Origin of the sequence: Comamonas sp., from assembly GCF_009360615.1 — a bacterium.
In the GTDB taxonomy this organism is placed as follows: Bacteria; Pseudomonadota; Gammaproteobacteria; order Burkholderiales; family Burkholderiaceae_C; genus Comamonas.
The window spans coordinates 1-26,249 of record NZ_SPEY01000045.1 but is presented as its reverse complement, the minus strand read 5'-3'; the positions used below and the strand labels follow the sequence as shown (position 1 = coordinate 26,249).

At 61.9% G+C, this 26,249-nt stretch carries 30 protein-coding genes; 9 read left to right on the top strand and 21 right to left on the bottom strand.

Annotated elements, in window-relative coordinates:
- Window positions 1–33: 33 nt before the first annotated feature.
- The 5 genes from E2583_RS13645 to moaE all read right to left on the bottom strand — a co-directional run bounded on the left by E2583_RS13645 (window position 34) and on the right by moaE (window position 6,307).
- Window positions 34–558: a GNAT family N-acetyltransferase gene (locus tag E2583_RS13645; protein WP_034348967.1), complete on the bottom strand. Its 525-nt coding sequence runs from the start codon at window positions 556–558 to the stop codon at window positions 34–36.
- A 267-nt stretch (window positions 559–825) separates the two neighbouring features.
- Window positions 826–2,265, bottom strand: a complete 1,440-nt coding sequence (locus E2583_RS13640; protein ID WP_291596554.1) for a coniferyl aldehyde dehydrogenase — start codon at window positions 2,263–2,265, stop codon at window positions 826–828.
- Between the two features lie 178 nt (window positions 2,266–2,443).
- A complete protein-coding gene (locus E2583_RS13635) occupies window positions 2,444–2,800 on the bottom strand; it encodes a hypothetical protein (protein WP_291596553.1) in 357 nt (118 codons plus the stop codon).
- A gap of 29 nt (window positions 2,801–2,829) precedes the next feature.
- Complete coding sequence (clpB, locus tag E2583_RS13630; RefSeq protein ID WP_291596551.1) at window positions 2,830–5,442, bottom strand: ATP-dependent chaperone ClpB; 2,613 nt, start codon at window positions 5,440–5,442, stop codon at window positions 2,830–2,832.
- Window positions 5,443–5,848: 406 nt separating this feature from the next.
- Window positions 5,849–6,307, bottom strand: coding sequence for a molybdopterin synthase catalytic subunit MoaE (gene moaE, locus E2583_RS13625; RefSeq protein ID WP_291596590.1), 459 nt, complete (start codon window positions 6,305–6,307; stop codon window positions 5,849–5,851).
- Window positions 6,308–6,360: 53 nt separating this feature from the next.
- Between moaE and E2583_RS13620 the strand changes: the two genes are divergently transcribed.
- Together E2583_RS13620 and E2583_RS13615 are read left to right on the top strand one after the other, a co-directional pair.
- Window positions 6,361–6,615 (top strand): hypothetical protein, encoded by a 255-nt coding sequence (locus E2583_RS13620; RefSeq protein WP_003057869.1) that lies wholly within the window; start codon window positions 6,361–6,363, stop codon window positions 6,613–6,615.
- Window positions 6,616–6,628: 13 nt separating this feature from the next.
- Entirely contained in the window at window positions 6,629–6,955 is a 327-nt protein-coding gene (locus tag E2583_RS13615) for a hypothetical protein (protein WP_291596550.1), read from the top strand.
- A gap of 68 nt (window positions 6,956–7,023) precedes the next feature.
- Here E2583_RS13615 and E2583_RS13610 read toward each other — a convergent pair whose 3' ends face one another.
- From E2583_RS13610 to E2583_RS13600, 3 genes are all read right to left on the bottom strand, one after another.
- Window positions 7,024–7,611: a hypothetical protein gene (locus tag E2583_RS13610; protein ID WP_291596549.1), complete on the bottom strand. Its 588-nt coding sequence runs from the start codon at window positions 7,609–7,611 to the stop codon at window positions 7,024–7,026.
- Window positions 7,608–7,958: a GIY-YIG nuclease family protein gene (locus tag E2583_RS13605; protein ID WP_291596548.1), complete on the bottom strand. Its 351-nt coding sequence runs from the start codon at window positions 7,956–7,958 to the stop codon at window positions 7,608–7,610. The genes E2583_RS13610 and E2583_RS13605 overlap by 4 nt, the downstream gene beginning before the upstream one ends.
- 172 nt (window positions 7,959–8,130) lie before the next feature.
- Window positions 8,131–8,697, bottom strand: coding sequence for a TetR/AcrR family transcriptional regulator (locus tag E2583_RS13600; RefSeq protein ID WP_291596547.1), 567 nt, complete (start codon window positions 8,695–8,697; stop codon window positions 8,131–8,133).
- Window positions 8,698–8,792: 95 nt separating this feature from the next.
- Here E2583_RS13600 and E2583_RS13595 point away from each other — a divergent pair, with 95 nt between their 5' ends.
- On the top strand, window positions 8,793–9,986 hold the full coding sequence (locus E2583_RS13595; protein ID WP_291596546.1) for an MFS transporter: 1,194 nt from the start codon (window positions 8,793–8,795) through the stop codon (window positions 9,984–9,986).
- Between the two features lie 39 nt (window positions 9,987–10,025).
- On the opposite strand, the gene E2583_RS13590 is transcribed toward E2583_RS13595, so the two are convergent.
- The 8 genes from E2583_RS13590 to E2583_RS13555 all read right to left on the bottom strand — a co-directional run bounded on the left by E2583_RS13590 (window position 10,026) and on the right by E2583_RS13555 (window position 18,273).
- Window positions 10,026–10,379, bottom strand: coding sequence for a recombinase family protein (locus E2583_RS13590; RefSeq protein WP_291596545.1), 354 nt, complete (start codon window positions 10,377–10,379; stop codon window positions 10,026–10,028).
- A 126-nt stretch (window positions 10,380–10,505) separates the two neighbouring features.
- Window positions 10,506–10,760, bottom strand: a complete 255-nt coding sequence (moaD, locus tag E2583_RS13585; protein WP_291596544.1) for a molybdopterin converting factor subunit 1 — start codon at window positions 10,758–10,760, stop codon at window positions 10,506–10,508.
- Window positions 10,761–10,771: 11 nt separating this feature from the next.
- Window positions 10,772–12,028 (bottom strand): gephyrin-like molybdotransferase Glp, encoded by a 1,257-nt coding sequence (gene glp / locus E2583_RS13580; RefSeq protein WP_291596543.1) that lies wholly within the window; start codon window positions 12,026–12,028, stop codon window positions 10,772–10,774.
- Between the two features lie 14 nt (window positions 12,029–12,042).
- On the bottom strand, window positions 12,043–12,585 hold the full coding sequence (mobB, locus tag E2583_RS13575; RefSeq protein ID WP_291596542.1) for a molybdopterin-guanine dinucleotide biosynthesis protein B: 543 nt from the start codon (window positions 12,583–12,585) through the stop codon (window positions 12,043–12,045).
- 127 nt (window positions 12,586–12,712) lie between these two features.
- Window positions 12,713–14,137, bottom strand: coding sequence for a threonine synthase (gene thrC / locus E2583_RS13570; RefSeq protein ID WP_291596541.1), 1,425 nt, complete (start codon window positions 14,135–14,137; stop codon window positions 12,713–12,715).
- Between the two features lie 156 nt (window positions 14,138–14,293).
- Window positions 14,294–15,490 (bottom strand): hypothetical protein, encoded by a 1,197-nt coding sequence (locus E2583_RS13565; protein WP_291596540.1) that lies wholly within the window; start codon window positions 15,488–15,490, stop codon window positions 14,294–14,296.
- 91 nt (window positions 15,491–15,581) lie between these two features.
- Window positions 15,582–16,916 carry a homoserine dehydrogenase gene (locus tag E2583_RS13560; RefSeq protein ID WP_291596539.1) on the bottom strand — a complete coding sequence of 445 codons (1,335 nt, stop codon included), beginning with the start codon at window positions 16,914–16,916 and terminating at the stop codon, window positions 15,582–15,584.
- Between the two features lie 67 nt (window positions 16,917–16,983).
- Window positions 16,984–18,273 (bottom strand): pyridoxal phosphate-dependent aminotransferase, encoded by a 1,290-nt coding sequence (locus E2583_RS13555; RefSeq protein WP_291596538.1) that lies wholly within the window; start codon window positions 18,271–18,273, stop codon window positions 16,984–16,986.
- A gap of 166 nt (window positions 18,274–18,439) precedes the next feature.
- Between E2583_RS13555 and E2583_RS13550 the strand changes: the two genes are divergently transcribed.
- The 4 genes from E2583_RS13550 to E2583_RS13535 all read left to right on the top strand — a co-directional run bounded on the left by E2583_RS13550 (window position 18,440) and on the right by E2583_RS13535 (window position 21,832).
- Window positions 18,440–18,808, top strand: coding sequence for an Mth938-like domain-containing protein (locus E2583_RS13550; protein WP_291596537.1), 369 nt, complete (start codon window positions 18,440–18,442; stop codon window positions 18,806–18,808).
- A 139-nt stretch (window positions 18,809–18,947) separates the two neighbouring features.
- Window positions 18,948–19,436: a peroxiredoxin gene (locus tag E2583_RS13545; RefSeq protein ID WP_003057908.1), complete on the top strand. Its 489-nt coding sequence runs from the start codon at window positions 18,948–18,950 to the stop codon at window positions 19,434–19,436.
- Window positions 19,437–19,657: 221 nt separating this feature from the next.
- On the top strand, window positions 19,658–21,427 hold the full coding sequence (locus tag E2583_RS13540) for a PhoH family protein (protein WP_291596536.1): 1,770 nt from the start codon (window positions 19,658–19,660) through the stop codon (window positions 21,425–21,427).
- Window positions 21,428–21,832: a hypothetical protein gene (locus tag E2583_RS13535; protein ID WP_291596535.1), complete on the top strand. Its 405-nt coding sequence runs from the start codon at window positions 21,428–21,430 to the stop codon at window positions 21,830–21,832. It abuts the gene before it with no gap.
- Between the two features lie 159 nt (window positions 21,833–21,991).
- Here E2583_RS13535 and dnaB read toward each other — a convergent pair whose 3' ends face one another.
- The 5 genes from dnaB to rpsF all read right to left on the bottom strand — a co-directional run bounded on the left by dnaB (window position 21,992) and on the right by rpsF (window position 25,013).
- Window positions 21,992–23,425, bottom strand: coding sequence for a replicative DNA helicase (gene dnaB / locus E2583_RS13530; protein WP_291596534.1), 1,434 nt, complete (start codon window positions 23,423–23,425; stop codon window positions 21,992–21,994).
- A 150-nt stretch (window positions 23,426–23,575) separates the two neighbouring features.
- Window positions 23,576–24,028, bottom strand: coding sequence for a 50S ribosomal protein L9 (gene rplI / locus E2583_RS13525; RefSeq protein ID WP_291596533.1), 453 nt, complete (start codon window positions 24,026–24,028; stop codon window positions 23,576–23,578).
- Window positions 24,029–24,039: 11 nt separating this feature from the next.
- Window positions 24,040–24,321 (bottom strand): 30S ribosomal protein S18, encoded by a 282-nt coding sequence (rpsR, locus tag E2583_RS13520; protein ID WP_003057920.1) that lies wholly within the window; start codon window positions 24,319–24,321, stop codon window positions 24,040–24,042.
- Window positions 24,322–24,339: 18 nt separating this feature from the next.
- Window positions 24,340–24,630: a primosomal replication protein N gene (gene priB, locus E2583_RS13515; RefSeq protein ID WP_291596532.1), complete on the bottom strand. Its 291-nt coding sequence runs from the start codon at window positions 24,628–24,630 to the stop codon at window positions 24,340–24,342.
- Between the two features lie 20 nt (window positions 24,631–24,650).
- Window positions 24,651–25,013 (bottom strand): 30S ribosomal protein S6, encoded by a 363-nt coding sequence (gene rpsF, locus E2583_RS13510; protein WP_003064289.1) that lies wholly within the window; start codon window positions 25,011–25,013, stop codon window positions 24,651–24,653.
- A gap of 313 nt (window positions 25,014–25,326) precedes the next feature.
- Here rpsF and grpE point away from each other — a divergent pair, with 313 nt between their 5' ends.
- Together grpE and E2583_RS13500 are read left to right on the top strand one after the other, a co-directional pair.
- Entirely contained in the window at window positions 25,327–25,872 is a 546-nt protein-coding gene (gene grpE, locus E2583_RS13505; protein ID WP_291596531.1) for a nucleotide exchange factor GrpE, read from the top strand.
- Window positions 25,873–25,993: 121 nt separating this feature from the next.
- Window positions 25,994–26,249 (top strand): Hsp70 family protein (locus tag E2583_RS13500; RefSeq protein ID WP_291596530.1); only part of this gene is annotated, 256 nt, incomplete at its 3' end.

Genomic DNA, 26,249 nt, shown 5'->3' with positions numbered 1-26,249 from the left:
GGCCTGTCTTTCAGTGAGGGGGAACCGCTGCGATCAGCCGTTCAGAGGGCGCTTGACACGCACTTCTTCGATCTTGATGCTGCCGATCACAGCCGTCTTGGCGGTGGACATTTCACGCTTGAAACCAGCCATTTCATGGAAACGCAGGGCGCGCTCGTTGCGCAGCGGAATCCAGGCGGTCACATTGGTGCAGCCTTCTTCCAGCAAACCATCACGGGCAGCGTCCCACAGGGCCACGCCAACGCCTTGGTTCCAGTGGGAAGGGGCGGCATAGATGGCCCAGATCTCGCCGGTGGTCTGACGGGATTTTTCGTCACGGGAGCGGTCAAAGCCGACGAAGCCGACGATCTTGTCGCCGTCGATGGCAACCTGGACCTGCGGCTCGCAGTATTCAATAGCTTCGCGCCAGTAAGCCTGGCGCTTTTCAACGGAGGACATGGCCTTCAGTTGATCATCGGGAACCAGACCTCGATAAGCCTCCAGTGCGGAAGCAGTATGGATCTGGGCAATCGCTTTTGCATCGCGAAGAGTAGCGGGACGGACCTGGATACTAGACATGGAAAAACCGGGACGGAAACATGTAAGAATAGAAGGGCGTAATTGTCTACAGATTCAGAGTTTTGGCACGCGGCGCAGTGGTTAGCCATTTGCTCAACTGCGGCTGTTCGCAATTTCTTGCTATGCCGCAGTCTATGTGCTATGCGCTCCACTAAGCAGAGCAGCAAGCCCGCAACCATCAATGGTTTGCGTCACATTTGATGACAAAATGGCACACGCCCGCGACGCCATCGGAGTGCCCGGCCCCCATACCGCGGGCAAGCGACTTCAGAGCCAGCGCCGCATGAACGCCATCATCCGGTCGAATTTCTCCCCGAACGGCGGGTACAGCAGGAAGGTCGCCGCCCAGCGCGACTGCACGAAAACCGCCTTCTGGTGCACAAAGCGCAGGAATCCCTGCTCTGCGTGATAGGCGCCCCAGCCACTGTCGCCGACACCGCCGAACGGCAGGTTCTCATGCGCCACATGCAGCAAGGTGTCGTTCACGCAGACGCCTCCGCTGACGGTACGCATCAGCACCGCATCGCGCTCGGCCTCGTCATTGCCGAACCAGTACAGCGCCAGCGGTCGCGGGCTGGCGTTGATGGCATTGATCACGTCCTCGATATGCTCGTACGAGATCACGGGCAGGATGGGGCCGAAGATCTCCTCCTGCATCAGCTGCATATCGCCCGTGGCACCGAACACCAGTGCCGGAGCGAACTGGCGCTCCACTGCCTCGCCCCAGGCCGTGGTGTCGCCCTCGGCCGCCGGGGCTGCGGCCTCATGCATCCAGTGCACCTGCGCTCCCAGGCTCTGCGCCTGGCGCAGCATCTGCTTGAGCCGTGCCAGATGGCGCTTGCTGATGATGGCCGTGTAGTCCGGATTGCCCGAGATGCGCGGATACAGCTGTCGCACTGCCGCCTGGTAGGCCTCGGCAAACTCCTGCTCCTTGCCGCGCGGCAGCAGCACGTAGTCGGGAGCGATGCAGGTCTGACCGGCATTGACCAGCTTGCCATAGGCCACCTTGAGCGCCGCGGCCTGCATATCGCAGTCCTGCGCAATGATGCAGGGCGACTTGCCCCCGAGCTCCAGCGTGGTGGGCGTCAGATGCACGGCTGCCGCCTGCGCCACACGCCGCCCCACGGCTGTGGAGCCGGTGAACAGCAGATGGTCGAACTGCAGACCCGAGAACTGCGTGGCCACGGCCACATCGCCCTCGATCACGCAGAATTCTTCCGGAGCGAAGAACTGGGCGACCAGCTCTGCCATTTTTGCCGAGGTATGCGGTGTCAGCTCGCTGGGCTTGAGCATCACGCGGTTGCCCGCCGCCAGCGCCGTGATGGCCGGTGCCAGCGATAGCTGCAGCGGATAGTTCCAGGGCGAGATGATGCCCACCACGCCCAGGGGCTGGCGCTCCACCCAGGCCTTGCCGGGCTGCAGCATCAGCGGCGTGCGAACGCGCTGGCGCTTGCTCCATCTGGGCAGGTGCTTGAGCGTGTGCCTGAGCATATTGCGCACCAGCATCAGATCCAGCATCTCGGTCCAGCGCCCGGAGCGCACGCCAAAGTCCTGCTCCACCGCCGCGCACAAGGCCGGAGCGTTCTCGTCCAGCAGCTTCTGCAGACGCAGCAGCCTCTCCCGCCGCACCAGCAAAGGTACATCGACCTGCGTGCGGCTGGCTTGGTACTGCAAGTCAAAAATGCGGTGCAAGTCCATGTAGTTCATGCCTGTCTGAAAATCCCAAGATCACAATCCCGACCATACCGCGAGACTGCGTAAACACAGCGTAAAAAAAGAGCCTGATGCAACTGCACAGGCTCTTGTGTGTTGACCGCGAAACCAGCCTGCGGCCCTTTGCTGCCTCACAGGCTCCAAAGTATGAAGCCTGTGCAAGGGCTTGTCATCACGACTCGTGCACCTCGCGCGGCTGCACGTCGGTGACGTCGCCTGCGCCGGGCAGCACACCCCGACGCCCGCGCGTTTCGCGGCCATCCTTTCTGGCGTCGGCATTGCCCGACGATTGCGCCATCCACTCGGCCCCCGAGCGGTACACCGTCTGCCAACCGGCAAAAGGGCTCATGGCTCCCATGCTCATGGGCACCACGGGCTGGCCGGTGAGCCTTGCCCACAGGGCACGCACACCCCAGGCCAGGGCGATGAGGCAGGCCACGGCCATCAGGCACAGGAAGAACACCAGGCCTAACAGCATCAGCATGATGCGGACGGCCCAACGGGTTGCAGTGGCGGCGAAATCGTTCAAAGCAATACCTCTTTCTGGGGTTCAAGCCCTCAGGCTTCGCCTGCGGACTCGAACCGGAACACCCCGGGATCGTTCACCGGGTCGACTGTCACGGCTATCGTACTCTTGGGCGGGAACTTTCCCTCGAGTAACAGCTTGGACAGCGGGTTTTCAATACGCTGCTGGATGGCCCGCTTGAGGGGACGGGCACCGAACACGGGGTCGAAGCCGACCTTGGCCAGCTCGGCCAGTGCTTGCTCGGACACCTGCATGCTCAGCTCCATCTTCAGCAGACGGCTCTCCAGCAACTTCAGCTGAATCCTGGCAATCGCCTCGATGTTCTTGGCATCCAGTGCATGGAAGACCACGGTTTCATCGATGCGGTTCAGGAATTCGGGTCGGAAATGGTTTTTAAGTTCCCCCCAGACCGCTTCCTTCACATCATCCGGATCCTCGCCGACCATAGCCTGAATCAGATGAGAGCCGATATTGCTGGTCATCACGATCACGGTGTTCTTGAAGTCCACCGTGCGCCCCTGGCCGTCGGTCAATCGACCATCGTCCAGAACCTGCAGCAACACATTGAAGACATCGGGGTGGGCTTTTTCCACCTCGTCCAGCAGCAGCACGCTATAGGGCTTGCGGCGCACGGCTTCCGTCAGGTAGCCGCCCTCTTCGTAACCCACATAACCGGGAGGCGCACCGATCAAGCGTGCCACAGAGTGCTTTTCCATGAACTCACTCATGTCAATGCGCACCAGATGGTCCTCGCTATCGAACAGGAACCCTGCCAGCGCCTTGCACAGCTCGGTCTTGCCCACGCCCGTGGGGCCCAGGAACAGGAAGGAGCCGGTGGGTCGGTTGGGATCTGACAGACCGGAGCGCGAGCGGCGGATGGCATTGGCCACTGCCGAGATCGCTTCCTCCTGGCCCACCACACGCTCGTGCAGCTTGTCTTCCATGTGCAGCAGCTTGTCTTTTTCGCCCTGCATCATCTTGGCCACGGGTATGCCCGTGGCACGGCTCACCACCTCGGCAATCTCTTCGGCTCCGACCTGGGTACGCAACAGCTTGTTGGCCGTCGCGCCATCCTGGCCTTCTTCCTTGGCCTGGGCTTCATGCAGCTGCTTTTCGAGTGCGGGCAGCTTGCCGTACTGCAGCTCGGCCACCTTGTTGAAGTCCCCCTTGCGCTTGAACTCCTCGATCTGGATGCGCAGCTGATCCACTTCCTTGCGGATCTGCTCCGAGCCCAGCGCGCTGGCTTTCTCGGCCTTCCAGATTTCCTCGAGGTCGGCGTACTCGCGCTCCAGGCTCTCCAGCTCCTCCTCGATCAGCTGCAGACGCTTTTGCGAAGCCTCGTCCTTTTCTCGCTTCATGGCCTCGCGCTCGATCTTGAGCTGGATCATGCGGCGCTCGAGCTTGTCCATCACCTCGGGCTTGGAGTCCATTTCGATCTTGATCTTGGCCGCTGCCTCGTCGATCAGGTCGATGGCCTTGTCAGGCAGGAAGCGGTCGGTGATGTAGCGGTGGCTCAGCTCCGCAGCGGCAACGATGGCGGGGTCGGTGATATCGACGTTGTGATGCGCCTCGTACTTGACCTGCAAGCCGCGCAGGATGGCAATCGTATCTTCCACCGAAGGCTCGTCCACGATGACCTTCTGGAAACGGCGCTCCAGCGCTGCATCCTTCTCGATGTATTTACGGTATTCATCGAGCGTGGTCGCCCCCACGCAATGCAGCTCGCCGCGCGCCAGCGCAGGCTTGAGCATATTGCCGGCATCCATGGCGCCATCGGCCTTGCCGGCACCCACCATGGTGTGAATCTCGTCGATGAAAAGAATGATGCGGCCTTCGTCCTGAGCGATTTCCTTGAGCACGGACTTGAGGCGCTCCTCGAAGTCGCCGCGGTACTTGGCACCGGCCAGCAGGCCCGCCATGTCCAGCGACAGCACGCGCTTGTTCTGCAGGCTCTCGGGCACCTCGCCGGCCACGATGCGCTGGGCCAGACCTTCGACAATGGCGGTCTTGCCCACGCCGGGCTCGCCGATGAGCACGGGGTTGTTCTTGCTGCGACGCTGCAGCACCTGGATGGCACGGCGAATTTCATCGTCGCGGCCGATCACCGGATCGAGCTTGCCGCTGCGGGCGCGCTCGGTCAGGTCCAGCGTATATTTCTTGAGCGCTTCGCGCTGGCCTTCGGCTTCGGCACTGTCCACGTTCTGACCTCCTCGCACGGCATTGATGGCGGCTTCCAGGCTCGACTTGCTCACGCCGCTTTGCTTGAGCAAGGCACCGGCACGCGTGGCCGAGCCTGCGGCATCGGCCAGCGCCAGCAGAAACAGCTCGCTGGCGATGAACTGGTCACCACGCTTGAGGGCTTCTTTCTCCGAGGCCTGCAACAGGCGGGCCAGCTCGGAGCCGACCTGCACATCGCCTTGCTGCTGCACGCGCGGCAGATCAGCCATGGCCTGTTCGGCCAGGTTCTTGAGTTGTTGCACATTGCCGCCGGCACGCTGCAGCAGTGCACGCGGGCCGTCGTCCTGGCGCAGCATGGCCACCAGCAGGTGCAGAGGGTCGATGGTGGATTGATCAGCACCGAGCGCGAGGGACTGCGCGTCGGCCAAGGCTTCTTGGAATTTGGTCGTCAGTTTGTCAATTCGCATGGTTTGTCGCTTTCGCTCCAATCAGATTCATTGCTGGTTTATCTGGTAGCCAGGTGGTGAATTTCAAGACCGAAAGGGCAATAACGCGGCGCAAAAGACGTCAACCGGTCCGAGATTTGACATTGATCAGAAGATCCACCGCGTCCGAAGCCCGACCCTAGCATGGCGCTTCACCGCCCGAATCCATGTAGGCACAAGCCCACAATACGCACCATGGCGAGGGCCCTTCAAAATTCGCCGGCATGAAAAGGCCGAAAACCGTCGCGGCGGACGCTTCATTTATCAGATCGGACAGCCTGGCCTCCCTCGAGACTCCAAAGTCGTGCGCTGCTGGGGCACGGCGGGAGTCCCACAGGCCGGGGGCGACGGGGCTCGGGAACAGGACCGGACTCAGGCCCCTGCGGCCTTATTGCCAGCGTGCCAGCGCCTGTTCGTCGCTGACACGCGCATCCACCCAGCGTGCCCCCTGAGCGGTCTGCTCCTTTTTCCAGAATGGCGCTTCGGACTTCAGATAGTCCATGATGTATTCGCAGGCCTCGAACGATTTGCCGCGGTGGGCGCTGGTCACGGCCACCAGCACGATCTGGTCCATGGGCTGCAGCAGGCCGATGCGGTGAATCACCCGCGCGCCATGGATGCCAAAGCGCGCCACGGCCTTGTCGATGATGGCCTCGATCGACTTCTCGGTCATGCCGGGGTAATGCTCGAGCTCCATGCTGGCCACGGTATCGCCCTCATTGCGATCGCGCACCGTGCCGACAAAGCTGCAGACCGCCCCCACGCGCGCATCGCCCGCGCGCAGAGCGGCGATCTCGGCCGAGAGGTCAAAGTCCTGGGTCTGAATGGATACACGTGCTGCAGTCATGCCCGCATTGTCGCAGGCCAGCATGGGCATGTCCGGCGCATTAGCATTGGGCCATGGCCACACAAACCATCAATCTGCCGGAGTACACGCTGTACCCCTCTCCGCGCAATGAGCACCGGATGATTTTCGAGTTCCAGCTCTTTGTGCCCTATCCCTACGAGCTGATCCACCTGCCCGACTACAACTTCAAGGGCAAGGCCACGCTGTTTGCCGCCCACCGCAAGCGCGACAACAAATCGGGCCAGCTCATTACCTGCGAGCTGGCCGTGGACATCGAACGCTTCGAGCGCCTGTTCGAGCCGAGCTAAAGGTCAAGCCCCTATGGACGACACCAGCCAGATCCAGCCGCCGCCCAGCTTTGCCGAGCTGTTTCGCACACGCAGCGGAAAGCTGTCCGCCCCGATTGCCGAAGTCGTCGCGCGCTACGAGCTGTGCGAAGACCTGGCAAGCCATCTGACCGAGCAGGCGCAGACGCTTTATCACTCGGGCAATTCCTCCGAAGAGCAGGTGCTGCTGGGCATGCACGCGGGTCTGTGCACAGAGGGCTCGGTCGTCACGGCGCCCGAGGCAGGCTGGATCGTGCAACGTCTGGCCGAGCTCCTGGAATGGCGTGCACCGCAGTTCTCCGCTCCTGAAGACCGGGCCTGAAAACCCGGACGAAACCGGTTTTCAGCGCTTTCAGACCAGCATTTTTCGCTTCAAGCTCCGGAGCTAGATCAGAAGGCTCCGGCAGGCGCATGCAGACGCTGCCAGGCCAAAACCCGCCAGGCAGGCGTTCCATAGGCGGCGACCAGATCGCGCCCTGTGACGACCCAGGCTGGGTCGGCCGGATTCAGACCTAAGGCCTCGATGAACGGCGCTTGCACGATGAAGCACTGGCGCCGATAAGGCAGCAAAAAGCCATCGGCCTGCTGGGCAAGCACGCTGAGCGCCTGTGCATACTCGCTGAACCAGATGTGCAAAAGAATGCCGCTACGCGGCACATGCCAGAAGCTGCCCATGTCATCGCCCGGCGCCGCCAGCGCTCCCAGCACGCGGCGCGCCTGCTCCCAGCCGGCAAAACCGACCTCGCGCGCCGCCTGATGCAAGTGGTCGCGCAACGTAGCCGAACCAGCAAGACTCTCACGCCGCACACGACTGAGGCGTACACGGGCACGCACCTTGATCTCGTCGACCAGGGCTTGCGGCGACACGCATTCCGCAGCAAAACGGGCCCCCATGGCCGGTCCCGGTGGATCAATGTCTGCACCGCCCGCAGGCAGCGCTGGCCCTGTGCCCAAAGCCATCCTGGATTCCCGGCTCATGAACGCTTCCCTTGCAACTCTTGCTGCCACAGCAACAGCAGGGACTGAAGTTCGGCGTCATAGTCGAACAAAGGGTCGTCGCGTTCCTTGACGCGGTCCACCACGTCGAAACGGAACGCCTGTGCACCATGGCGGGCCCAGGCCCGGGCCAGGGCTCCATCGCGCCGGGAGCCATTGCTCAACTCGAATCGCAGGCGGTTGAGGGTCGCATCCACATTGCGGCTGGCACCCAGATGCAGCAAATCGGCGGCATCGCAGCGCACCGCATAGATGCCCATGGCAGGAAATGCCTGTTTGTAGTCCCGAGCCAGCGCACGCCGCGCCTGGGCAGGGAGAGATGAAGTCATGACAGTGCTCCAGGTTGCATCGGAGCCTCCCGCGCTGGGCCCCTCGGAACAACCATGGTCTGACAGAACATCGAGATCGGGCGTGAACACGCCGGCGAAAGCAAGGGTGAGAGCCTCTTGTGCGGGCAGGCGCCCCTTTGCACCTGTGATCCGCGATTCTAGAACAACTGCCTCAGACCTGCTCGGGCAGCAGTTGTTCGAGCAGCGTGCGCCCGAAAGCCACATCGGGCTGCAGACCGTAAAGAATGCGATAGACGATGGGGGCTACCAGCCGATCCAGCATGGCTTCCACGTCGGGGGCCGTTTCGCCGCGCGCGCGGGCCCGGCCCAGCACAATGCCCAGTTGGTCGCGAATGATGTCCACGCAGGCGCAGGTCACCTGGTCTTCCTGGGTGGCCACCAAGGTATCGCGCAGCAAGGTACGCCCGAGAGGGGAGCCCATTTCCTCGATGTACTGCTCGGTCCAGGCCTGGAGATCGCCTTTCAGGCTGCCCGTGTCCGCAGGATCGGCGATGGGGCGGATGCGCTCAAGCGCCACATCGGCCAGCAACTGCGGCAGGTCGCCCCAACGGCGGTACAGCGTGGAGGGCGTCACGCCAGCCTCGGCGGCAATCAGGGGAAAGGTCAGTTCCTCACGCGGCATGCGCTCCAGCAGTTTCCTCACCGCCTGATGCACGCTGGCCTGCACGCGGGAGCTGCGCCCGCCCGGCCGGGATTGGACTGGGTCTTTTGCAATCATGGTCATTAAAGCTAAATATTTGCGTTAATGAAAAATCAACGCAGAATATGCAAACGCAAAAATTTTGCTTTTATGGTAGCGGAGCCTGCTTTTCCATGCCCACATCCTCTCTATCCCTGCCAGCGGCGACCCGCACTCGCCATATGGCCGCTGTCGCCCTGACCCTGGCCAGTTTTCTGGCCGCCTCCAGCGCTCCGACGCCCTTGTACCGGCTCTACCAGCAGGCCTGGGGCTTTTCTTCCGGCATGCTGACACTGATCTTCGCGGTCTATGCGTTCAGTCTTCTGGCCGCCCTGCTGACCATGGGGGCGCTGTCCGATCACCTGGGCCGGCGTCCCGTCATTCTTGCCGCCCTGGGACTGGAGGCGGCCTCCATGCTGATGTTTGCCCACGCACAGGACGCGCAAGCCCTGCTCTGGTCGCGCGTGGTGCAGGGCTTTGCCACCGGCATGGCCAGTGCAGCCCTGGGCGCGGCCCTGCTTGATCTGGACCGCGAACGCGGCGCCCTGGTCAATACGCTGTCTCCCATGATCGGCATGGCCGCCGGCGTGTTCGGCGCCAACCAGCTGGCCAGCCACGGCCATGACGGGCTGCACCAGATCTACTGGTGGCTGCTGCTGGTCTTTGCCGTATCGGCCTGGGCGATTGCCGTGATGCCGGAAACCGTCACCCGCCGCAGCGGAGCCATCGCCGCCATGCGACCTCGCATCCGCCTTCCCGCGCATATCCGCCCGGCCTTCCTGCGCATGGCACCGCTGGATGTTGCCGCCTGGGCGCTGGCGGGCTTCTACCTGTCGCTGGGTCCCACTCTGCTGCGGGTGATCACCGGCTCCACGCTGATGGCGGGGCTCGCCGTATGCATCAACACCCTGAGCGCCGCAGCGGCCATCTGGCTGCTGCGCCACTGGACGGCCCAGCGCATGCTGCGCTTTGGCGGCACGGTGCTGCCGCTGGGCATCGTGATGCTGCTGCTGGGCGTGGCCAGTCACAGCCTGGCACTGATGGTGGCAGCATCCGTCATCGCCGGTGCAGGCTTCGGCGTGGGTTTTCAGGGGGCGCTGCGCAGCGTGCTGCCGCTGGCCGAGCCGCATGAGCGCGGCGGCCTGCTGTCCACCATCTATGTGCTGAGCTATCTGGCCTTCAGCCTGCCCGCCATTGCGGCAGGCCTGCTCACGCAGAGCCTGGGGCTGGTGCCCACCACCTATGGCTATGGTGTGATGCTGATTGTGCTGGGTTTGCTGGCACTGGCAGCCACAAGGCCGCAGGCGGTCGCCGGGCATGGCACATGAGCCATGTGCCGCAAAGCCTTCGATCGGCGAGGCACAGCGTCAGGCCCGGGCGGCCCCGGAAGCCTGCCAGTCTGCATAACGGTTCAGAATACGCTGCACCTGACCATGGGTCCACGCTCCTCCCCTGGGGGCCGCAATGCCCCGCTCATTGAGTTCGACCGCCATGGCACGGTGGGTCAGTCCTTGCGCCTGCAACTGGGCAAACAGCGCCTCGTGCTGCCGGGCAAAGGCATCGGCCGCCGATTTGCGCTTTTCCACCGTGGCGCGGATGTTCGACGCACCGGCCGTCCCCAGCTTGACGCCGCGTTCGCGCGCTTCGGCCAAAGCCTTGCGGGTGCGGGCACTGATCCCGGGGTTGACTTCTGGAGTGGAAGGATTGGCGGTTTCTGTCATGGCATCAGAAAAGGGTATATGACTCGGGGGCTGGTCCCGCAACCATGGCGGGAGCAGCATCGGCGGTGCGGCAGGCAACGACCGGACAAGGCGCCACGGCGGTTCCGCCGTGCGCTCAAAAACGCATCAGCCGCCCGTCACAGGCGGAAAAAATGCCACTTCGTCGCCATCGCCGAGCACGGCATCGCCATCGCAGATCTCCTGGTTCAGCGCCATGCGCACAGCCTTGCCGGCTGCCAGCACCTGGGCAGCCGCATCGCTGCGGCTCATCAGTTGCTCGCGCAATGCGCCCACGGTGACGACCGGGGTCTGCAGGCTTTCGCTGCCCGTGCCCAAGGCCTCCCGGATAGAGGCGAAATATCGAATCGTAACGGTCTTCATCTCCAACTCCATCAGGCCATGAGTTCGGCAAACGGGATGAAGCGCACGCTGTCTCCCATGGCAATCGTGGTGCCGGCAGGGTTGTCCACCACACCGTCACCCCAGGCCGTGGAAGTCAGCACGCCCGAGCTCTGGTTTGCAAACAGTTCCAGCCCGCCTCGCCCGTTGTAGCGCACCCGCAAAAACTCTCTGCGCTTGTCGCCCTTTGGCCACTCGAAATCGGCGCGCGCCTCGATGGCACGCGGCAGCACCTGCTGCACCCCTTGAAGGCGCAGCAAAAAGGGTCGCACCAGCACCTGGAAGGTCACAAAGCTGGAGACCGGGTTCCCCGGCAGTCCGATAAAGTGCGCAAAGCCCGTGCCGGATTCGCGATGGACGCGACCATAGGCAAACGGCTTTCCGGGCTTGATGGCGATCTGCCAGAGATCCAGCTGCCCCAGCGCCTGCACCGCGGGCTTGATGTGGTCTTCCTCGCCCACGGAGACACCGCCGCTCGTGACGATCACATCATGGTCCATGGCGGCATCGGCCAGCGCGGCAATCGTGGCCTCGCGGTCGTCGGGAACAATGCCCAGATCCGTCACCTCGCAGCCCATGCGCAGCAGCAAAGCCCGCAGAAAGAAGCGGTTGCTGTTGTAGATGCTGCCCGCCGGCATGTCCTGGGGCGCCACGGTACCGGGCATGACCAGTTCATCGCCGGTGGAAAACAACGCCACGCGCGGCTTGCGCGCCACCTTCAGGCAGGCAAATCCCATGCTGGCAGCCAGACCCAGGTGGGCCGGCGTGAGACGGGTGCCGGCTTCAATCACGGTGGCACCTTGCCTGATATCTTCGCCCGCGCGGCGAATCCACTGCCCCGTTCTGGGCGCGGCCTTGATGCGCACACGGCCGTCTTCAAGCGGTTCACAGTCTTCCTGCATCACGATGGCATCGGCTCCGGCAGGCACGGGCGCGCCCGTGAAGATGCGGGCGACAGAGCCTGCAGCCAGCGCCTCGGGCGAGGTGCCGGCGGGGATGCGCTGCGACACCGGCAGAACGGCTGCACCGTCGGCACATTCGGCGGCGCGCACGGCATAGCCGTCCATGGCCGAATTGTCCTGAGGCGGCACCTGCAGCGGCGAGACGGCGGCCTGCAACAGCACGCGGCCATCGGCATCAAAGGTGTCCACCATCTGTGCGCCCGACTGAGGCTGTGCATGGGCCAGCAACTCCTGCAGGGCTTCATCCAGCGGCTTGAGGGGCTTGCGGGGCGTCTGTGGTGCTTGCATTGCTGTGTCTTTCCTTAGTTCTTGTATTGCAGGGAATCCGCATGGGCCAGCAGCCATTGCAGCACCTGCTGGGGCTGGTTCAGATCCAGCACGGGCTGAAAGGGCGTCTGCGGCAGGTCATGGGCCGAATCGGTGGCCACGGCAAGCACCCGAGAATCACGGGGATACAGCGGCTCCAGGGTTTTGCCCTTGTCCAGCCTGTCCTGCTGCAGCCGCCAGACCTCGATCCTGGGCAGCTCGCCATGCTTGAAACCTTCGACCAGCACCCAGTCCACGATGGGGTCCAGCTGTGCCAGCAGTTCGCGCACGTTCAATGGCGCGGGCTGCTCGTATTCGCGCATCAGCGCCATACGCCGGTCGGACGCGAGCAGCACCTCATAGGCTCCCGCCTTGCGATGCCGCCAGCTGTCCTTGCCCTCGCGATCCACATCGAAGTCATGGTGGGCATGCTTGATGACCGAGACTTTGAGGCCGCGCTGCCTCATCAGCGCCACCAGCGCCTCGACCAGCATGGTCTTGCCCGCGCCCGAATATCCGGCAATGCCTATGACCTTCATCTTGATTTCAATATGCTTTTGAGAGCTGCCAACGCTGGATGGTTAAGCGCAAATGCCAATCTCATTCAAAGAAAAAAGCACCTGTCGCCAAGCCACAGGTGCTTATCAAGCTTAACGCTGCAAGGCTTTATTTGCAGTTTTCTGCAATAAAAGCCTTGACCTTGTCCACGTCGCAGGCCATGACGACCACGCGCTTGGGCAGGTCTTCAATGCCGTTGAACTTGGCGGGACGGTCGGGCTGGCGGCCGAGCGCCTCTTCAATCGTCGCGGCAAACTTGATGGGCAAGGCGGTTTCCAGCACCAGCATGGGTTCGGTCCCCAGATGCTCACGCGCCACCTTCACGCCGTCGGCGGTGTGGGTATCGATCATCTGCCCGAAGCGCTCGAAGGTGTCCTTGATCGTGGCCAGACGGTCGGCATGCGTGCTCTTGCCGCTCGCAAAACCGTACTTGCCGGCCGCATCCCTGAAGGCGGGATCGGAACTCAGATCGAACTTGCCCGCCTTGGCCACGCCTTCGGAAAACAGTTGCCTGGTGCGCTCGCCGTCGCGCCCCACCAGGTCGAACACAAAGCGCTCGAAATTGCTGGCTTTGGAGATGTCCATCGAGGGGCTCGATGTCTCGTAGGTATTGGCCGAGCCTCGCACCTGGTAGACGCCGGTGCGGAAGAACTCGTCCAGCACATCGTTCTCATTGGTGGCCACGACCAGCTTGGCAATCGGCAGGCCCATCTGGCGTGCCACATGGCCTGCACAGATATTGCCGAAGTTGCCCGACGGCACGGTGAAGCTCACCTTCTGGTCATTGGAGCGGGTGGCCTGCAGATAGCCGGCGAAGTAGTAGACCACCTGGGCCAGCAGACGCGCCCAGTTGATGGAGTTGACGGTGCCGATCTTGTAGCGGGCCTTGAAGGCGTGGTCGTTGGAGACCGCCTTGACGATGTCCTGGCAGTCGTCAAACACGCCTTCGATGGCGATGTTGTGGATGTTCTCATCCTGCAGGCTGAACATCTGCGCCTGCTGGAAAGGACTCATGCGACCGTGGGGGCTGGTCATGAAGACGCGCACGCCCTTCTTGCCGCGCATGGCATATTCGGCCGCGCTGCCGGTGTCCCCGCTGGTGGCGCCCAGGATGTTCAGTTCTTCGTTGCGGCGGGCCAACTCGTACTCGAACAGATTGCCCAGCAGCTGCATGGCCATGTCCTTGAAGGCCAGCGTGGGGCCGTTGGACAGGGCTTCGATGTGCAGCACGCCGTCGAGCTGGCGCACGGGCACGATGGCGTCGCTGCCAAAAACTTCCTTGGTATAGGTCTTGGCACACAGGGCGCGAAGATCTTCGGCCGGAATGTCGTCGATATAGAGCGACAGAATCTCGAAGGCCAGGGCCGCATAGCCCTTGGTGGCCAGCGTCTCGCGCAGCTGGCTCAGCTTGGCATCGTCGATCCGGGGATACTCGACGGGCAGGTACAGGCCGCCATCGGGAGCCAGACCTTCGAGCAAAATGTCGCAAAAACGCTTGCGGTCAGCATGGCCGCGGGTGGACAGATACAGCATCTCAAACTCGCCAAAAACTAAAATTCGGAACCAGCAGCCAAACGGACAGAAGTCGTGCCGCCAAGCCGGCCATTATCGGTCAGCAAGCCCGATTTGACTGCGCGCGAATGCAGAGACCGGCCAACGCCATTGCCTCATATCGCCCTGAACGGGGACTCAGGGTTGGAAATAGCGCTGCGCCCCCGGCTTGATATAGGGCTTCAGCTCCTTGAACGGGACACTGACGCCACTGCCCAGGCACACTCCCATGGCATGGCCTATGCCCGAAATCACAAAACTCATCTTGTCAGGCTTGTCGAACATCAGCGCCATGTACTGAGGCAAGAGCTCGGTGCACTCCTGGTCATCCTCGGAATACCGGCTCACTGCCTTGCTCAGAAAACGCGACAGCCGATCACCGTATTCCAGCTTGTACTCGCCATATCTCACGTCCTTGAGCAGGCGGGTGAAGTCCATATAGCCGCCCCGCAGCAAGTCCAGCACAAAGGGGTCGTAATGATTGTTGGGATGCGCGCCGCCGCAACCGGTTGAACCGGACTCCACCACACTCATCAAGGCGCTTGAGAGGTAGGTCACCTTGATCGACTCGTTATTGAAGTCCCCCAGCGAGCCTGCCGCCGGACCAGCGTTCTGGTAGATCGAACCCACACAGGCCAGCGCCTCCAGGCTCATGCCCCAGTGGCGCTGCTCCAGAACGGTATTGGTCTGCGCCAGAATTTTGCTATCCGGATGGCGCGTGAGGCGCGGATACCAGAATTGGGTACGCGCGTCGCGCACCGGCCTCCAGGCCAGAGTGGGACTGACCACCACTTCCTTGCCCTGCTCCAGCTTTTGCTCGGCCACTTTCAGATAGTCGTAGGGCGTGGCCTGTGCCGAGATGGCAACGCCCGATGCAATACCGCTGCCCGCACCTTGCACAATCGCCAACGTCACAGCCTCCACACCGAATGGCGCTATCTTTTCAGGGTCGTACTGCGCAATATGGGTAAGGGCTAGCGGCAGTTTTTTGCCATGAATATCATCCACCCACTCACCTGCCAAAGCACTGCCTTGCTGGCGCAGTTGCCAAACGATGCGGCGCTGTTGGGAGTCGGTCAACACGGGAGGCTCGCCACCGCTTTCACGCGCCCAGTCGTTATTCAAAGGACGTGCCTCAGACAGCGCATTCAGCGCGCCCCGGAGCGGAATATCCACTCCATGGCGCAGATAGAAATAGCGCCCCTGGCGTTCACCATCCGCACCCGGCTGGCCCAGCTCCATCACCACCGCCGAGCCACCCAGCGTGCCACGATAGACATCGACGGGCGCCGCTTGCGCACCCGCTGCCACCCAAAGCAAAAAGGCTGGCGCCATGGGGCGCCAGCCTTTGAAGGGGTTTGCAATACCGACACCGCACTGAACAGGGAATAAACCGGTTTGAGTGCGACGGTACATGCTCAAGTCCTTAGTTCAGCTCTTCCTTGCGGATGCGGGTGATGGGCGCCAGCACCGTGGGCAGGCCCTGGATTTCGGCCAGCGCCTTGTCCATATCCCCTTCGCGCGTGTCGTGCGTGAGGATGATCAGGTCGGTCTGGGTCGAGCCTTCGCCGCCCACTTCATCGGCCTCGCGCTGCAGCACCGCATCGATGCTGATGCCGGCACCGGCCAGCAGGCCGGTGATCTTGGCCAGCACTCCGGCTTCGTCAGCCACGCGGATGCGCAGGTAGTAGCTGGTCACGACCTCGGCCATGGGCAGCACCGGCAGCTCGCTGCCGGCGGCAGCCAGGCTGCTGCTCTGGAAGGCCAGGGCAGGCACGCGGTGGGCAGGATCGGAGCCGTCCATGCGGGCGATATCCACCAGGTCGGCCACCACGGCCGAAGCCGTTGGCTCGGAGCCTGCGCCCTTGCCGTAGTACAGCGTGGTGCCCACGGCATCGCCGTTCACGACCACGGCGTTCATCGCGCCTTCCACATTGGCGATCAAACGCTTGGAAGGCACCAGCGAGGGGTGCACACGCAGCTCGATGCCCTTGTCCGTGCGCTTGGTGATGCCCAGCAGCTTGATGCGGTAGCCCAGTTGCTCGGCGTAACGGATATCGGCACCGGCCAGCTTGGTGATGCCTTCCACATAGGCCTTGTCGAACTGCACGGGAATGCCGAAGGCAATCGCGCTCATCAGCGTGGCCTTGTGGGCAGCGTCCACACCCTCGATGTCGAAAGTGGGGTCGGCTTCGGCATAGCCCAGACGCTGTGCTTCCTTGAGCACCACGTCGAAGTCCAGGCCTTTGTCGCGCATTTCGGACAGGATGAAGTTGGTGGTGCCATTGATGATGCCCGCCACCCACTGGATGGAGTTGGCGGTCAGGCCTTCGCGCAGGGCCTTGATGATGGGAATGCCACCGGCCACGGCAGCCTCATAGGCCACCATCACGCCCTTCTCGGCCGCGGCCTTGAAGATTTCCGTGCCGTGCACGGCCAGCAGTGCCTTGTTGGCGGTCACCACATGCTTGCCTGCGGCGATGGCCTCCAGCACCAGTGCCTTGGCAATGCCGTAGCCACCGATCAGCTCGACCACCACATCGATATCGGGGTTGGCGATGACTTCACGCGCATCGCCCACCACCTTGGCCTTGTCACCCACCACGCTCCTGGCGCGTTCGGTATCCAAGTCGGCAACCATGGTAATTTCAATGCCACGACCCGCACGACGGCGAATCTCGTCTTGATTGCGTTCCAGCACATTGAAAGTACCGCTGCCTACGGTGCCAATGCCCAACAGGCCTACTTGGATGGGTTTCATAAGTTCTAAGGTCAAAAAGCGCTGAGGCGCTTGAAAATCAAGCGCCATCAGCTATCAAAAAGATGTGTTAAGCGGCTTTCTCTGCCTTGGCCGGCTTGAGTGCCTTTTCTGTCGGCACGGCCTTGGGCTTGTCCGTGCCATGGCGCTTGCGGTACTTCTCGAGGAAGGTTGCCAGCCGGTTGATGGCCTCGCGCAGATCCGCCTCATGCGGCAGAAACACGATGCGAAAGTGATCGGGCTCGGGCCAGTTGAACCCCGTACCCTGCACCAGCATCACCTTGGTTTCCTGCAGCACTTCGAGGAAGAACTCCTGATCATCCTCGATAGGGTAGACGGCCGGATCAAGGCGCGGGAACATGTACAGCGCGCCCTGGGGCTTGACGCAGCTCACGCCGGGAATGGCGTTGATCAGCTCCCAGGCCAGATCACGCTGCACGCGCAGGCGGCCGCCCTCCTGCACCAGGGAATCGATGCTCTGGTGACCGCCCAGCGCCGTCTGTACGGCCCATTGGCCGGGCACATTGGCGCACAGGCGCATGTTGGAGAGCATGTTCAGGCCCTCGATGTAATCCCTGGCAGGCTTTTTGTCGCCCGAGATCACCATCCAGCCCGCACGATAGCCGCAGGAGCGGTAGGCCTTGGACAGGGAATTGAAGGTGATGGTCAGCACGTCGATGGACAGGCTCCCCAGAGGCGTGTGCTTGGCGTCGTCATACAGCACCTTGTCGTAGACCTCGTCGGCGAAGATGACCAGGCCATGCTCGCGCGCCAGATCCACGATCTGCAGCAGCAGTTCCCGGGAGTACAGAGCGCCCGTGGGGTTGTTGGGGTTGATGACGACGATGCCCTTGGTGCGTGGCGTGATCTTGGCGCGGATATCGTCCATGTTGGGCATCCAGCCATTGGCCTCGTCGCACATGTAGTGCACCGGCGTGCCGCCCGACAGACTGGTGGCAGCCGTCCACAGCGGATAGTCGGGCGCCGGCAGAAGCATCTCGTCGCCGTTGTCCAGCAGCGCGTTGGTCGCCAGGGTGATCAGCTCCGAAGCACCATTGCCCAGATAGATATCGTCCAGCGTCACGCCCTTGATGCCCTGGCGCTGGGTTTCGTGCATCACGGCCTTGCGCGCCGCGAAAATGCCCTTGCTGTCGGAATAGCCCGCCGAATTGGGCAGATTCCGGATCATGTCCTGCTGCACTTCCTCGGGTGCATCGAAGCCGAACACGGCCAGATTGCCGATATTGAGCTTGATGATCTTCTGGCCGTCGTCCTCCATCTTCTTCGCCGCGTCCATGATCGGCCCGCGGATGTCGTAACAGACGTTTGCTAACTTGGCGGATTTTTGAACGGTTTTCATGCGAATCAATGCAAAAGGATTTCAGGCACGCCAGGGCGCATAAAGAGCCATGGTGAAACCTATAATTTAAGCACAGTTCCGCGCTGCAGCAATGTCCCCACCCTCTCTGTATGGAGACAGCAGCCATCGCCCCCGTCCAGCGCGCCGATTGCGCACACTCTCGACCATGAAATTCCAGGCAGACAAATCCGATGCGCAGACCATCACCGGCTACGGCCCGGGCTGGATCGCGGTTGACAAGCAAAACCATGAAACCAGTCTGCTGGTCGGGGCCCGCGGCCTGCTGGCCGAGTGGAACTGCCAGCGTTTCGAAGACCTGACGGCCGAGCATTTCGAGCAACTTGCCGCGCTGGATGCAGAAGTCGTGCTCTTTGGCAGCGGCAGCAAGAACCGCTTTCCGCCTGTGGCCTGGCTCAAGCCGCTGATCGACAGACGCATCGGCCTGGAGAGCATGGACACCGCATCGGCCTGCCGCACTTACAACGTTCTGGCCAGCGAAGGACGCAATGTGGTCGCAGCCCTGCTCCTAGCATAGCCTTCGGAACATGCATTGAGAGAAATACGTATTTCAGGGTAAAATCGCAGGTTGCGGTTGGGGGCGATCGATTGATAAAAACAAAAATACCACCGACGCCCTCGGCATTTCAACGAACACACCCGAGAGATACAAGCGCATGGCGATCGTTGTCAACAAACCACTCCCAGAATTTGAAGCCAACGCCACCGGCGGCGTCAAGGTGTCCAACACCTCGCACAACGGCCAGATTCTGATCCTGTATTTCTACCCCAAGGACAACACGCCGGGTTGTACCACGGAAGCAATGCAATTCCGCGATAAGTACAAGGATTTCGTGAAGGCTGGCGCCACCGTGTTCGGCGTGTCGCGCGACAACATGAACTCGCACAACGACTTCAAGGAAAAGCTGGAACTGCCGTTCGAGCTGATTGCCGACACTGAAGAGAAGATGTGCCACATGTTTGGCGTGGTCAAGAACAAGATCATGTACGGCAAGAAGGTCAAGGGCATCGAGCGCTCCACCTTCCTGATCGGCGCCGACGGCATCCTGATGCAGGAATGGCGCGGTCTGAAGGTTCCCGGCCACGTGGACGAAGTGCTCAAGGCCGTCAAAAGCCTGAAGACTCAGGACAAGAAGGTGGCCTGAGCCCCGCCGGGACTGAAAACCTTGCAATTATCTACACGCAAAGTATTTCAAAGTCTTTAAACAAGGCAAAACAGGAAATACTGCGTTCAGGCCCTCGCGGCCTATGCATAATGGGGCATGCCTCAGTGCTACGCAGTATTCTCTGTTCACCCCACCAAAGCCGCCTCGGTTTCCAGGCGGCTTTGTGCTTTTTGAATCTTGTTGAGAACGGTTCGTCCACTATGCCCCTGCCCCCCGCACCCGGCCATCGCGCCGCAAAGCTCCCCGCAGAAGCCTTTTCGTCCACCCGCAAGTCTGTCCGACAGACTGCAGAGCTTGACGAGGATCTGAACCCCTCCTCCGCAGCAGCACCGAGCGCCGCTGCGCAGACCGCTGCCGCAGCCACCAGACCGCGCCGCAGCACCGGCAAGCCCGGCACCTCGGCCACAGCGACCGCCAAGCCGCGCAAGACTGCAGCGACGGCTGCCGCAGCACCGGCTGCCGCAGCACCGGCTGCCGCAGCACCGGCTGTCGCAACCAAGGCGGGACCCGCAGCCCCTGCCAAACCTGCCGAAACGGCCGCCAAGCCTGCGCGCCGTGCGCGCAATACGCGCAGCGGCCCGACCACGCTGTTCGTGCTGGACACCAATGTCCTGCTGCACGACCCCAGCAGCCTGTTCCGCTTTGAAGAGCACGATATCTTCCTGCCCATGGTGGTTCTGGAAGAGCTGGACAACCACAAGAAGGGCATGACCGAAGTGGCGCGCAACGGCCGCCAGGTCAGCCGCACGCTGGACTCCCTGGTTGCCTCCCAGCCCGCCGACGGCCTGGAGAAAGGCCTGCCACTCAATGCCACGGGCCAGCGCAGCGCCACCGGCACGCTGTACTTCCAGACCAACCCCCTGGATGCATCCCTGCCCGAGAGCCTGCCCCAGGGCAAGGCGGACAACCAGATTCTCGGCGTGGTTGCCGCCTTGCGCGAGCAGCACAAGGACCGCGAAGTCGTACTGGTATCCAAGGACATCAATATGCGCGTCAAGGCGCGCGCCCTGGGTCTGGCTGCCGAGGACTACCAGAACGACAAGGTGCTGGAAGACGGCGATCTGCTGTACTCGGGCGCCCTGGCCCTGCCTCACGACTTCTGGGCCAAGGCCGGCAAGAATGTGGAGAGCTGGCAGGAAGGCGCCATCACCTACTACCGCGTCAGCGGCGCCATCGTCGACCAGCTGATGATCAACCAGTTCGTCTACTACGAAGCACCGGGCGAGCCCAGTCTCTACATGCGCGTGACCGAGATCCGCGACAAGACGGCCGTGCTCAAGACCCTGCGCGACTTCGGCAATCCCAAGAATGCTGTCTGGGGCGTTTCCACGCGCAATCGCGAGCAGAACTTCGCCATGAACCTGCTGGTCAACCCCGAGGTCGACTTTGTCACGCTGACGGGCACAGCCGGCACCGGCAAGACCCTGCTGGCCCTGGCGGCCGGTCTGGCCCAGGTGCTGGACGAGCGCCGCTATACCGAGATCATCATGACCCGCGCCACGGTGAGCGTGGGCGAGGATATCGGCTTCCTTCCCGGCACCGAAGAGGAAAAAATGGGTCCATGGATGGGCGCCCTGGACGACAACCTGGAGTTCCTGGCCAAGGGTGACGGCGGCAATGCCGGCGAATGGGGGCGCGCCGCCACCAATGAGCTGATCCGCAGCCGCATCAAGATCAAGAGCATGAACTTCATGCGCGGTCGCACCTTCCTGAACAAGTACGTCATCATCGACGAGGCCCAGAATCTGACGCCCAAGCAGATGAAGACCCTGATCACCCGTGCCGGCCCCGGCACCAAGATCATCTGCATGGGCAATCTGGCCCAGATCGACACCCCCTATCTGACTGAAGGCAGCTCGGGCCTGACCTATGTGGTGGACCGCTTCAAGGGCTGGCCCCACAGCGGCCACATCACCCTGGCGCGCGGCGAACGCTCGCGCCTGGCGGACTTCGCCAGCGAGGTGCTGTAAGTGACCAGCTGGATCGCTGCGCTCAAGCTCGTGCCCTGGGGCGAGGTCATCAAGGCGACGCCCCAGGTGGTAAAGGCCGCCCAGGGCATGCTCAAGAAGAAGGAGGCCCAGGCCGAAGCGCGCGAGCAGGATGCCGGCGCGGACAGTGCCAGGCAACGCGTTTCGCCACCGGCCTCCGCCGGCGAGCAGGCGCTGCTGCTGATCCAGCGTCACGAAGAGCGCATCGCCCAGCTGGAGCAATCGCAGCGACAGTCGCTCGAGATCATCGAGAAGCTGGCCCAGCAGAATGCCCAGATCGTGGCCACCGTGGGCGCGCTGCGCACAGGCGCTCAGCGCCTGGCCTGGGCCTGCGGCGTGCTGGGGCTGTGCGTTGCGGGTCTTGGCATCTACCTGTTCACACGCTAGCGGCGCAGTCACTCAAAAACAAAGCCCGCAAGGTCTGTGCCTTGCGGGCTTTTCTTATATCCACATTCAATTTGATAGCTGCCAGCGCTTTTTATTCATAGATTTCATATTCATAGAGTTCTGAAATCCATACGCTACAAGCGCTAGAAGCTATGTTTTTTAGTATTCGTCCGTGCCGTAGCCTTGCGCCAGATTCTCGAAACGCGTCTGGTTCTTCTGGAAGAAGAGCTTCACCGTCCCTGTCGGCCCGTTACGCTGCTTGCCGATGATGACCTCGGCGATATTGGGCTCCTTGCTCTCCTTGTTGTAGTAGTCGTCGCGGTAGATGAACATGATGATGTCCGCATCCTGTTCGATAGCGCCCGATTCACGCAGGTCGGACATCATGGGGCGCTTGTCGGTACGCTGCTCCACCGAGCGGTTGAGCTGGGACAGCGCGATGACCGGGCATTGCAGTTCCTTGGCCAGCATCTTCAAGCCCCGCGAGATTTCGCCCAGCTCGGTTGCACGGTTGTCCGAGCTGGCCGCCGATCCCGAGCCGCTCATCAGCTGCAGGTAGTCGACCACGATCAGGCCGAGCTTTCCGCACTGGCGCGCCAGACGCCGCGCATTGGCACGCAGCTCCGTCGGGGACAGGCCCGGCGTTTCGTCGATATGCAGCGACACCGTGCGCAGGCGCTCGATCGCCTCTGTCAGACGCGGCCACTCGTCGTCGCTGAGCTTGCCGGTGCGCAGATTGCCCTGGTTGACGCGACCAATGGAGCCGACAATACGAACCGCCAGCTGGGCCGCACCCATTTCCATGGAGAAGATGGCAACCGGCAAACCTTCATTCAGCGCCACATGCTCGGCGATATTCACCGCAAACGAGGTCTTGCCCATGGAGGGACGCGCCGCCAGCACCACCATGTCACCAGCCTGCAGACCCGAAGTCATGCGATCCAGATCGACAAAGCCCGTGGGGACGCCGGTCACGTCCATGGGGTTGTCGGCCATCTCCTGGACCCGGTCCAGCAGGTCCACCACCAGCGAATCGAGCGACTGAAAGCCTTGCTTGTTGCGCGCCCCCTCCTCGCCGATCGCCATGATCTTCTGCTCGGCCTCGTCGAGAATGCGCTCCACGGTCTTGCCCTGCGGGTTGAAGGCATTGGTCGCGATATCGTCGCTGGCCGTGACCAGCTTGCGCAAGATGGCACGCTCGCGCACGATTTCCGCATAGCGCCGGATATTGCTGGCACTGGGAACATATTGCGCCAGCTGGTTCAGGTACATCAGGCCGCCGACTTCCTCGGCCTTGCCCATGCCCTGCAAATGCTCATAGACCGTAATCACGTCGGCCGGCTTGCTGGCATTGATCAGCTTGCCGATGGCCTCGAAGATAAGCTTGTGCTCATGCCGGTAGAAGTCGCCATCACTCAGCAGGTCACCCACGCGCTCCCAGGCATTGTTGTCCAGCAGAAGGCCACCGAGCACCGAAGATTCCGACTCCATGGAGTGCGGCGGCACACGCAGTTGCGCCACCTGCTGGTCTGCGGGCGGAACCGGGGCGAATGCATCATCTTGCAGATCAAGCGGGGGCATTACTGACGACATGAGACTCCTAGAAACAAGTCCTCCATCGTAGCGGGAGGCGATGGCGACGTCACGACGGGTGACGATAAAGACGCAGGGGAGACAGACAATTACCAGAAAGCAAAAAACCGCCCGAAGGCGGCTTTTTGCCAATTCAGGACAGGGCCTGAATCAGGAGTGGTCGCCGTACACGGAGATGGCCACTTCGGCAGCCACGTCGGTGTGCAGAGCCACCACCACAGTGGCGTCGCCAACGGTCTTGATGGGACCGTTGGGCATGCGCACCTGGGACTTGTTCACTGCAAAACCGGCCTTGACCAGCTCTTCAGCGATGTCGGCGTTGGTGATGGAGCCGAACAGACGGCCGTCAACGCCAGCCTTCTGAGTGATCTTCACGTTGACGCCGTTCAGCTTTTCGCTCAGTTCCTGAGCGGCAGCCAGCTTTTCGGCAGCAGCCTTTTCCAGCTCAGCGCGCTTGGCTTCGAATTCAGCCTTGGCAGCAGCCGTTGCACGACGTGCAGCGCCGGAGGGGATCAGGAAGTTACGTGCGTAACCGTCCTTGACCTTGACGATATCGCCCAGGTTACCCAGGTTCACAACCTTTTCGAGCAGAATGATTTGCATGGTCGTGCTCCTTAGATCTTGTGCTGGTCAGAGTAGGGCAGCATAGCCAGGAAGCGAGCGCGCTTGATGGCTGTGTTCAGCTGACGCTGGTAGATGGCGCGCGTGCCGGTCAGGCGTGCGGGCACGATCTTGCCGTTTTCGGCGATGAAGTCACGCAGGGTGTCGACATCCTTGTAGTCGATTTCTTCGACGCCGGCGACGGTGAAGCGGCAGAAACGCTTGCGCTTGAACAGCAGCGACTGGGTGTTGCGCTTAGGACGCTTGTCCTTGTTGAATTTCTTGAACGTGGCCATTGCTGGACCTCTTGAAAATTAATTTTGTTGAATATCCTGAATGTGCAAAACCAGCATCTTGCTATTGCGCGGCGTGGCCAGAAAACCCTGAAAGGTCCATTGGCTACCGGGGGCTTGGCGGGCCAGCTTTTCAGCCAGGGCGCCAAAGGCAACAGCCTTGACAGATGCAGTCACGTTGCGCGCATTGCCGAGCTCTTGCTGCTGCGAACTGTGCTCAATTCGCAAATCCAGGGCAGGCAATCCGGCGGGCGTGTAGCGCAAAGCGGCTTGCTCTGCGAGAAGGCCCGTCAATACAACGCGGTTTTCCACTCCTTCAGTGTCAGATGCTATTAAGCGTGCTCGGCCTGGTTGGCCTTGCGTGCCTCTTCGCGCTCAACGCTCTTCATCATGGCGGAAGCAGCTGTTTCAGCCTTCTTCTTCTGCACAGTCAGGTGACGCAGCACGGCATCGTTGAACTTGAAGGCGTGTTCCAGTTCAGCCATCACAGCCTGGTCGGCTTCGATGTTCAGGCACAGGTAGTGAGCCTTGGCGAGCTTGTTGATCATGTAGGCCAGCTGACGACGGCCCCAGTCTTCTTCGCGATGCACCTTGCCGCCACCAGCGGCAATCATGCCCTTGTAGCGCTCCAGCATCGCGGGAACTTGTTCGCTTTGATCCGGATGGATCAACAAAATGATTTCGTAATGACGCATGACGACTCCTTTTGGGTAAACGCCGCCCGCTGCGTCTGTAGCGGTGCGGCAAGGCAAAACGTTAGATTCTAGCCGAGTCGCAGACTATCTGTACACTCTGGGACCTATAAACCTGCGACTGCCAGCGGTCAATCACGGCGAGAGGCCCTGAAATCACAAGCACTTACTCTCCTAGAATGCTCCGCAAATCGTGCAGGTTCACTCCAGCGGCTGCGCGCTTCTTTCCCGTCGTGCAGCAGAGGTCTTGAAATAGGCCTGCCGGAACGCATCTGGAAAACAGATTGTCTTAAGTTTTGAGAAACCTTCACCACCTATGACCGAGAACCACAACCCCAACACCATCAACGACGCCAGCCCCGAGGAACTGGAAACGGCTCTGGCAGCCAATGCGTCGGACGAACTGGGTCGTCTGCAGGCAGAGCTGGAAGAACTCAAGGCCAAGAGCGCCGAGCTGGCGGACCAATATCTGCGCGCCAAGGCCGATGCGGAAAACGTGCGCCGCCGCGCCGAGGAGGAGGTCGCCAAGGCGCGCAAGTTCGGCATCGAGAGCTTTGCCGAAAGCCTGCTGCCCGTGATCGACAGTCTGGATGCGGCCCTGGCCATCCAGAACGCCACGCCCGAGCAGCTCCGCGAAGGCTCGGACGCCACGCTGCGCCAGCTGACTTCGGCCCTGGAGCGCAACAAGGTTCTTGCCATCAACCCGGCCGCAGGCGAGAAGTTCGACCCCCACCATCACCAGGCCATCTCCATGGTGCCGGCCGACCAGCCCGCCAACACCGTGGTGGCCGTTCTGCAAAAAGGTTATGTGATCGCCGACCGCATCCTGCGCCCCGCCCTGGTGACCGTGGCCCAGGGCTGAAGCGCCAGGACCCCGAACCCCACCGCCAGGGCAAAAAATTGTGAGTGACGGCTCTTGAAGCCCGCCACAGCGCCCACAAGTGACGAATCAAGCAAACATTCAACAGATTACGGAGAGAATTATGGGAAAAATCATCGGTATCGACCTGGGCACCACGAACAGCTGCGTCGCCATCATGGAGGGTAACAACACCCGCGTGATCGAAAACAGCGAAGGTGCCCGCACCACCCCCTCCATCGTCGCCTATCAAGAAGACGGCGAAATCCTGGTGGGCGCATCTGCCAAGCGCCAGGCCGTCACCAACCCCAAGAACACCATTTACGCTGCCAAGCGCCTGATCGGCCGCAAGTTCGCCGAAGCCGAGGTGCAAAAGGACA

What these genes read in the sequence shown, in the direction of transcription:
- E2583_RS13645 (WP_034348967.1), bottom strand. Translation starts at nt 558, where the DNA reads ATGTCTAGTATCCAGGTCCGTCCCGCTACTCTTCGCGATGCAAAAGCG.
- E2583_RS13640 (WP_291596554.1), bottom strand. Translation starts at nt 2,265, where the DNA reads ATGAACTACATGGACTTGCACCGCATTTTTGACTTGCAGTACCAAGCC.
- clpB (WP_291596551.1), bottom strand. Translation starts at nt 5,442, where the DNA reads ATGCGAATTGACAAACTGACGACCAAATTCCAAGAAGCCTTGGCCGAC.
- moaE (WP_291596590.1), bottom strand. Translation starts at nt 6,307, where the DNA reads ATGACTGCAGCACGTGTATCCATTCAGACCCAGGACTTTGACCTCTCG.
- E2583_RS13620 (WP_003057869.1), top strand. Translation starts at nt 6,361, where the DNA reads ATGGCCACACAAACCATCAATCTGCCGGAGTACACGCTGTACCCCTCT.
- E2583_RS13615 (WP_291596550.1), top strand. Translation starts at nt 6,629, where the DNA reads ATGGACGACACCAGCCAGATCCAGCCGCCGCCCAGCTTTGCCGAGCTG.
- E2583_RS13610 (WP_291596549.1), bottom strand. Translation starts at nt 7,611, where the DNA reads ATGAGCCGGGAATCCAGGATGGCTTTGGGCACAGGGCCAGCGCTGCCT.
- E2583_RS13605 (WP_291596548.1), bottom strand. Translation starts at nt 7,958, where the DNA reads ATGACTTCATCTCTCCCTGCCCAGGCGCGGCGTGCGCTGGCTCGGGAC.
- E2583_RS13600 (WP_291596547.1), bottom strand. Translation starts at nt 8,697, where the DNA reads ATGATTGCAAAAGACCCAGTCCAATCCCGGCCGGGCGGGCGCAGCTCC.
- E2583_RS13595 (WP_291596546.1), top strand. Translation starts at nt 8,793, where the DNA reads ATGCCCACATCCTCTCTATCCCTGCCAGCGGCGACCCGCACTCGCCAT.
- E2583_RS13590 (WP_291596545.1), bottom strand. Translation starts at nt 10,379, where the DNA reads ATGACAGAAACCGCCAATCCTTCCACTCCAGAAGTCAACCCCGGGATC.
- moaD (WP_291596544.1), bottom strand. Translation starts at nt 10,760, where the DNA reads ATGAAGACCGTTACGATTCGATATTTCGCCTCTATCCGGGAGGCCTTG.
- glp (WP_291596543.1), bottom strand. Translation starts at nt 12,028, where the DNA reads ATGCAAGCACCACAGACGCCCCGCAAGCCCCTCAAGCCGCTGGATGAA.
- mobB (WP_291596542.1), bottom strand. Translation starts at nt 12,585, where the DNA reads ATGAAGGTCATAGGCATTGCCGGATATTCGGGCGCGGGCAAGACCATG.
- thrC (WP_291596541.1), bottom strand. Translation starts at nt 14,137, where the DNA reads ATGCTGTATCTGTCCACCCGCGGCCATGCTGACCGCAAGCGTTTTTGC.
- E2583_RS13565 (WP_291596540.1), bottom strand. Translation starts at nt 15,490, where the DNA reads ATGGCGCCAGCCTTTTTGCTTTGGGTGGCAGCGGGTGCGCAAGCGGCG.
- E2583_RS13560 (WP_291596539.1), bottom strand. Translation starts at nt 16,916, where the DNA reads ATGAAACCCATCCAAGTAGGCCTGTTGGGCATTGGCACCGTAGGCAGC.
- E2583_RS13555 (WP_291596538.1), bottom strand. Translation starts at nt 18,273, where the DNA reads ATGAAAACCGTTCAAAAATCCGCCAAGTTAGCAAACGTCTGTTACGAC.
- E2583_RS13550 (WP_291596537.1), top strand. Translation starts at nt 18,440, where the DNA reads ATGAAATTCCAGGCAGACAAATCCGATGCGCAGACCATCACCGGCTAC.
- E2583_RS13545 (WP_003057908.1), top strand. Translation starts at nt 18,948, where the DNA reads ATGGCGATCGTTGTCAACAAACCACTCCCAGAATTTGAAGCCAACGCC.
- E2583_RS13540 (WP_291596536.1), top strand. Translation starts at nt 19,658, where the DNA reads ATGCCCCTGCCCCCCGCACCCGGCCATCGCGCCGCAAAGCTCCCCGCA.
- dnaB (WP_291596534.1), bottom strand. Translation starts at nt 23,425, where the DNA reads ATGTCGTCAGTAATGCCCCCGCTTGATCTGCAAGATGATGCATTCGCC.
- rplI (WP_291596533.1), bottom strand. Translation starts at nt 24,028, where the DNA reads ATGCAAATCATTCTGCTCGAAAAGGTTGTGAACCTGGGTAACCTGGGC.
- rpsR (WP_003057920.1), bottom strand. Translation starts at nt 24,321, where the DNA reads ATGGCCACGTTCAAGAAATTCAACAAGGACAAGCGTCCTAAGCGCAAC.
- rpsF (WP_003064289.1), bottom strand. Translation starts at nt 25,013, where the DNA reads ATGCGTCATTACGAAATCATTTTGTTGATCCATCCGGATCAAAGCGAA.
- grpE (WP_291596531.1), top strand. Translation starts at nt 25,327, where the DNA reads ATGACCGAGAACCACAACCCCAACACCATCAACGACGCCAGCCCCGAG.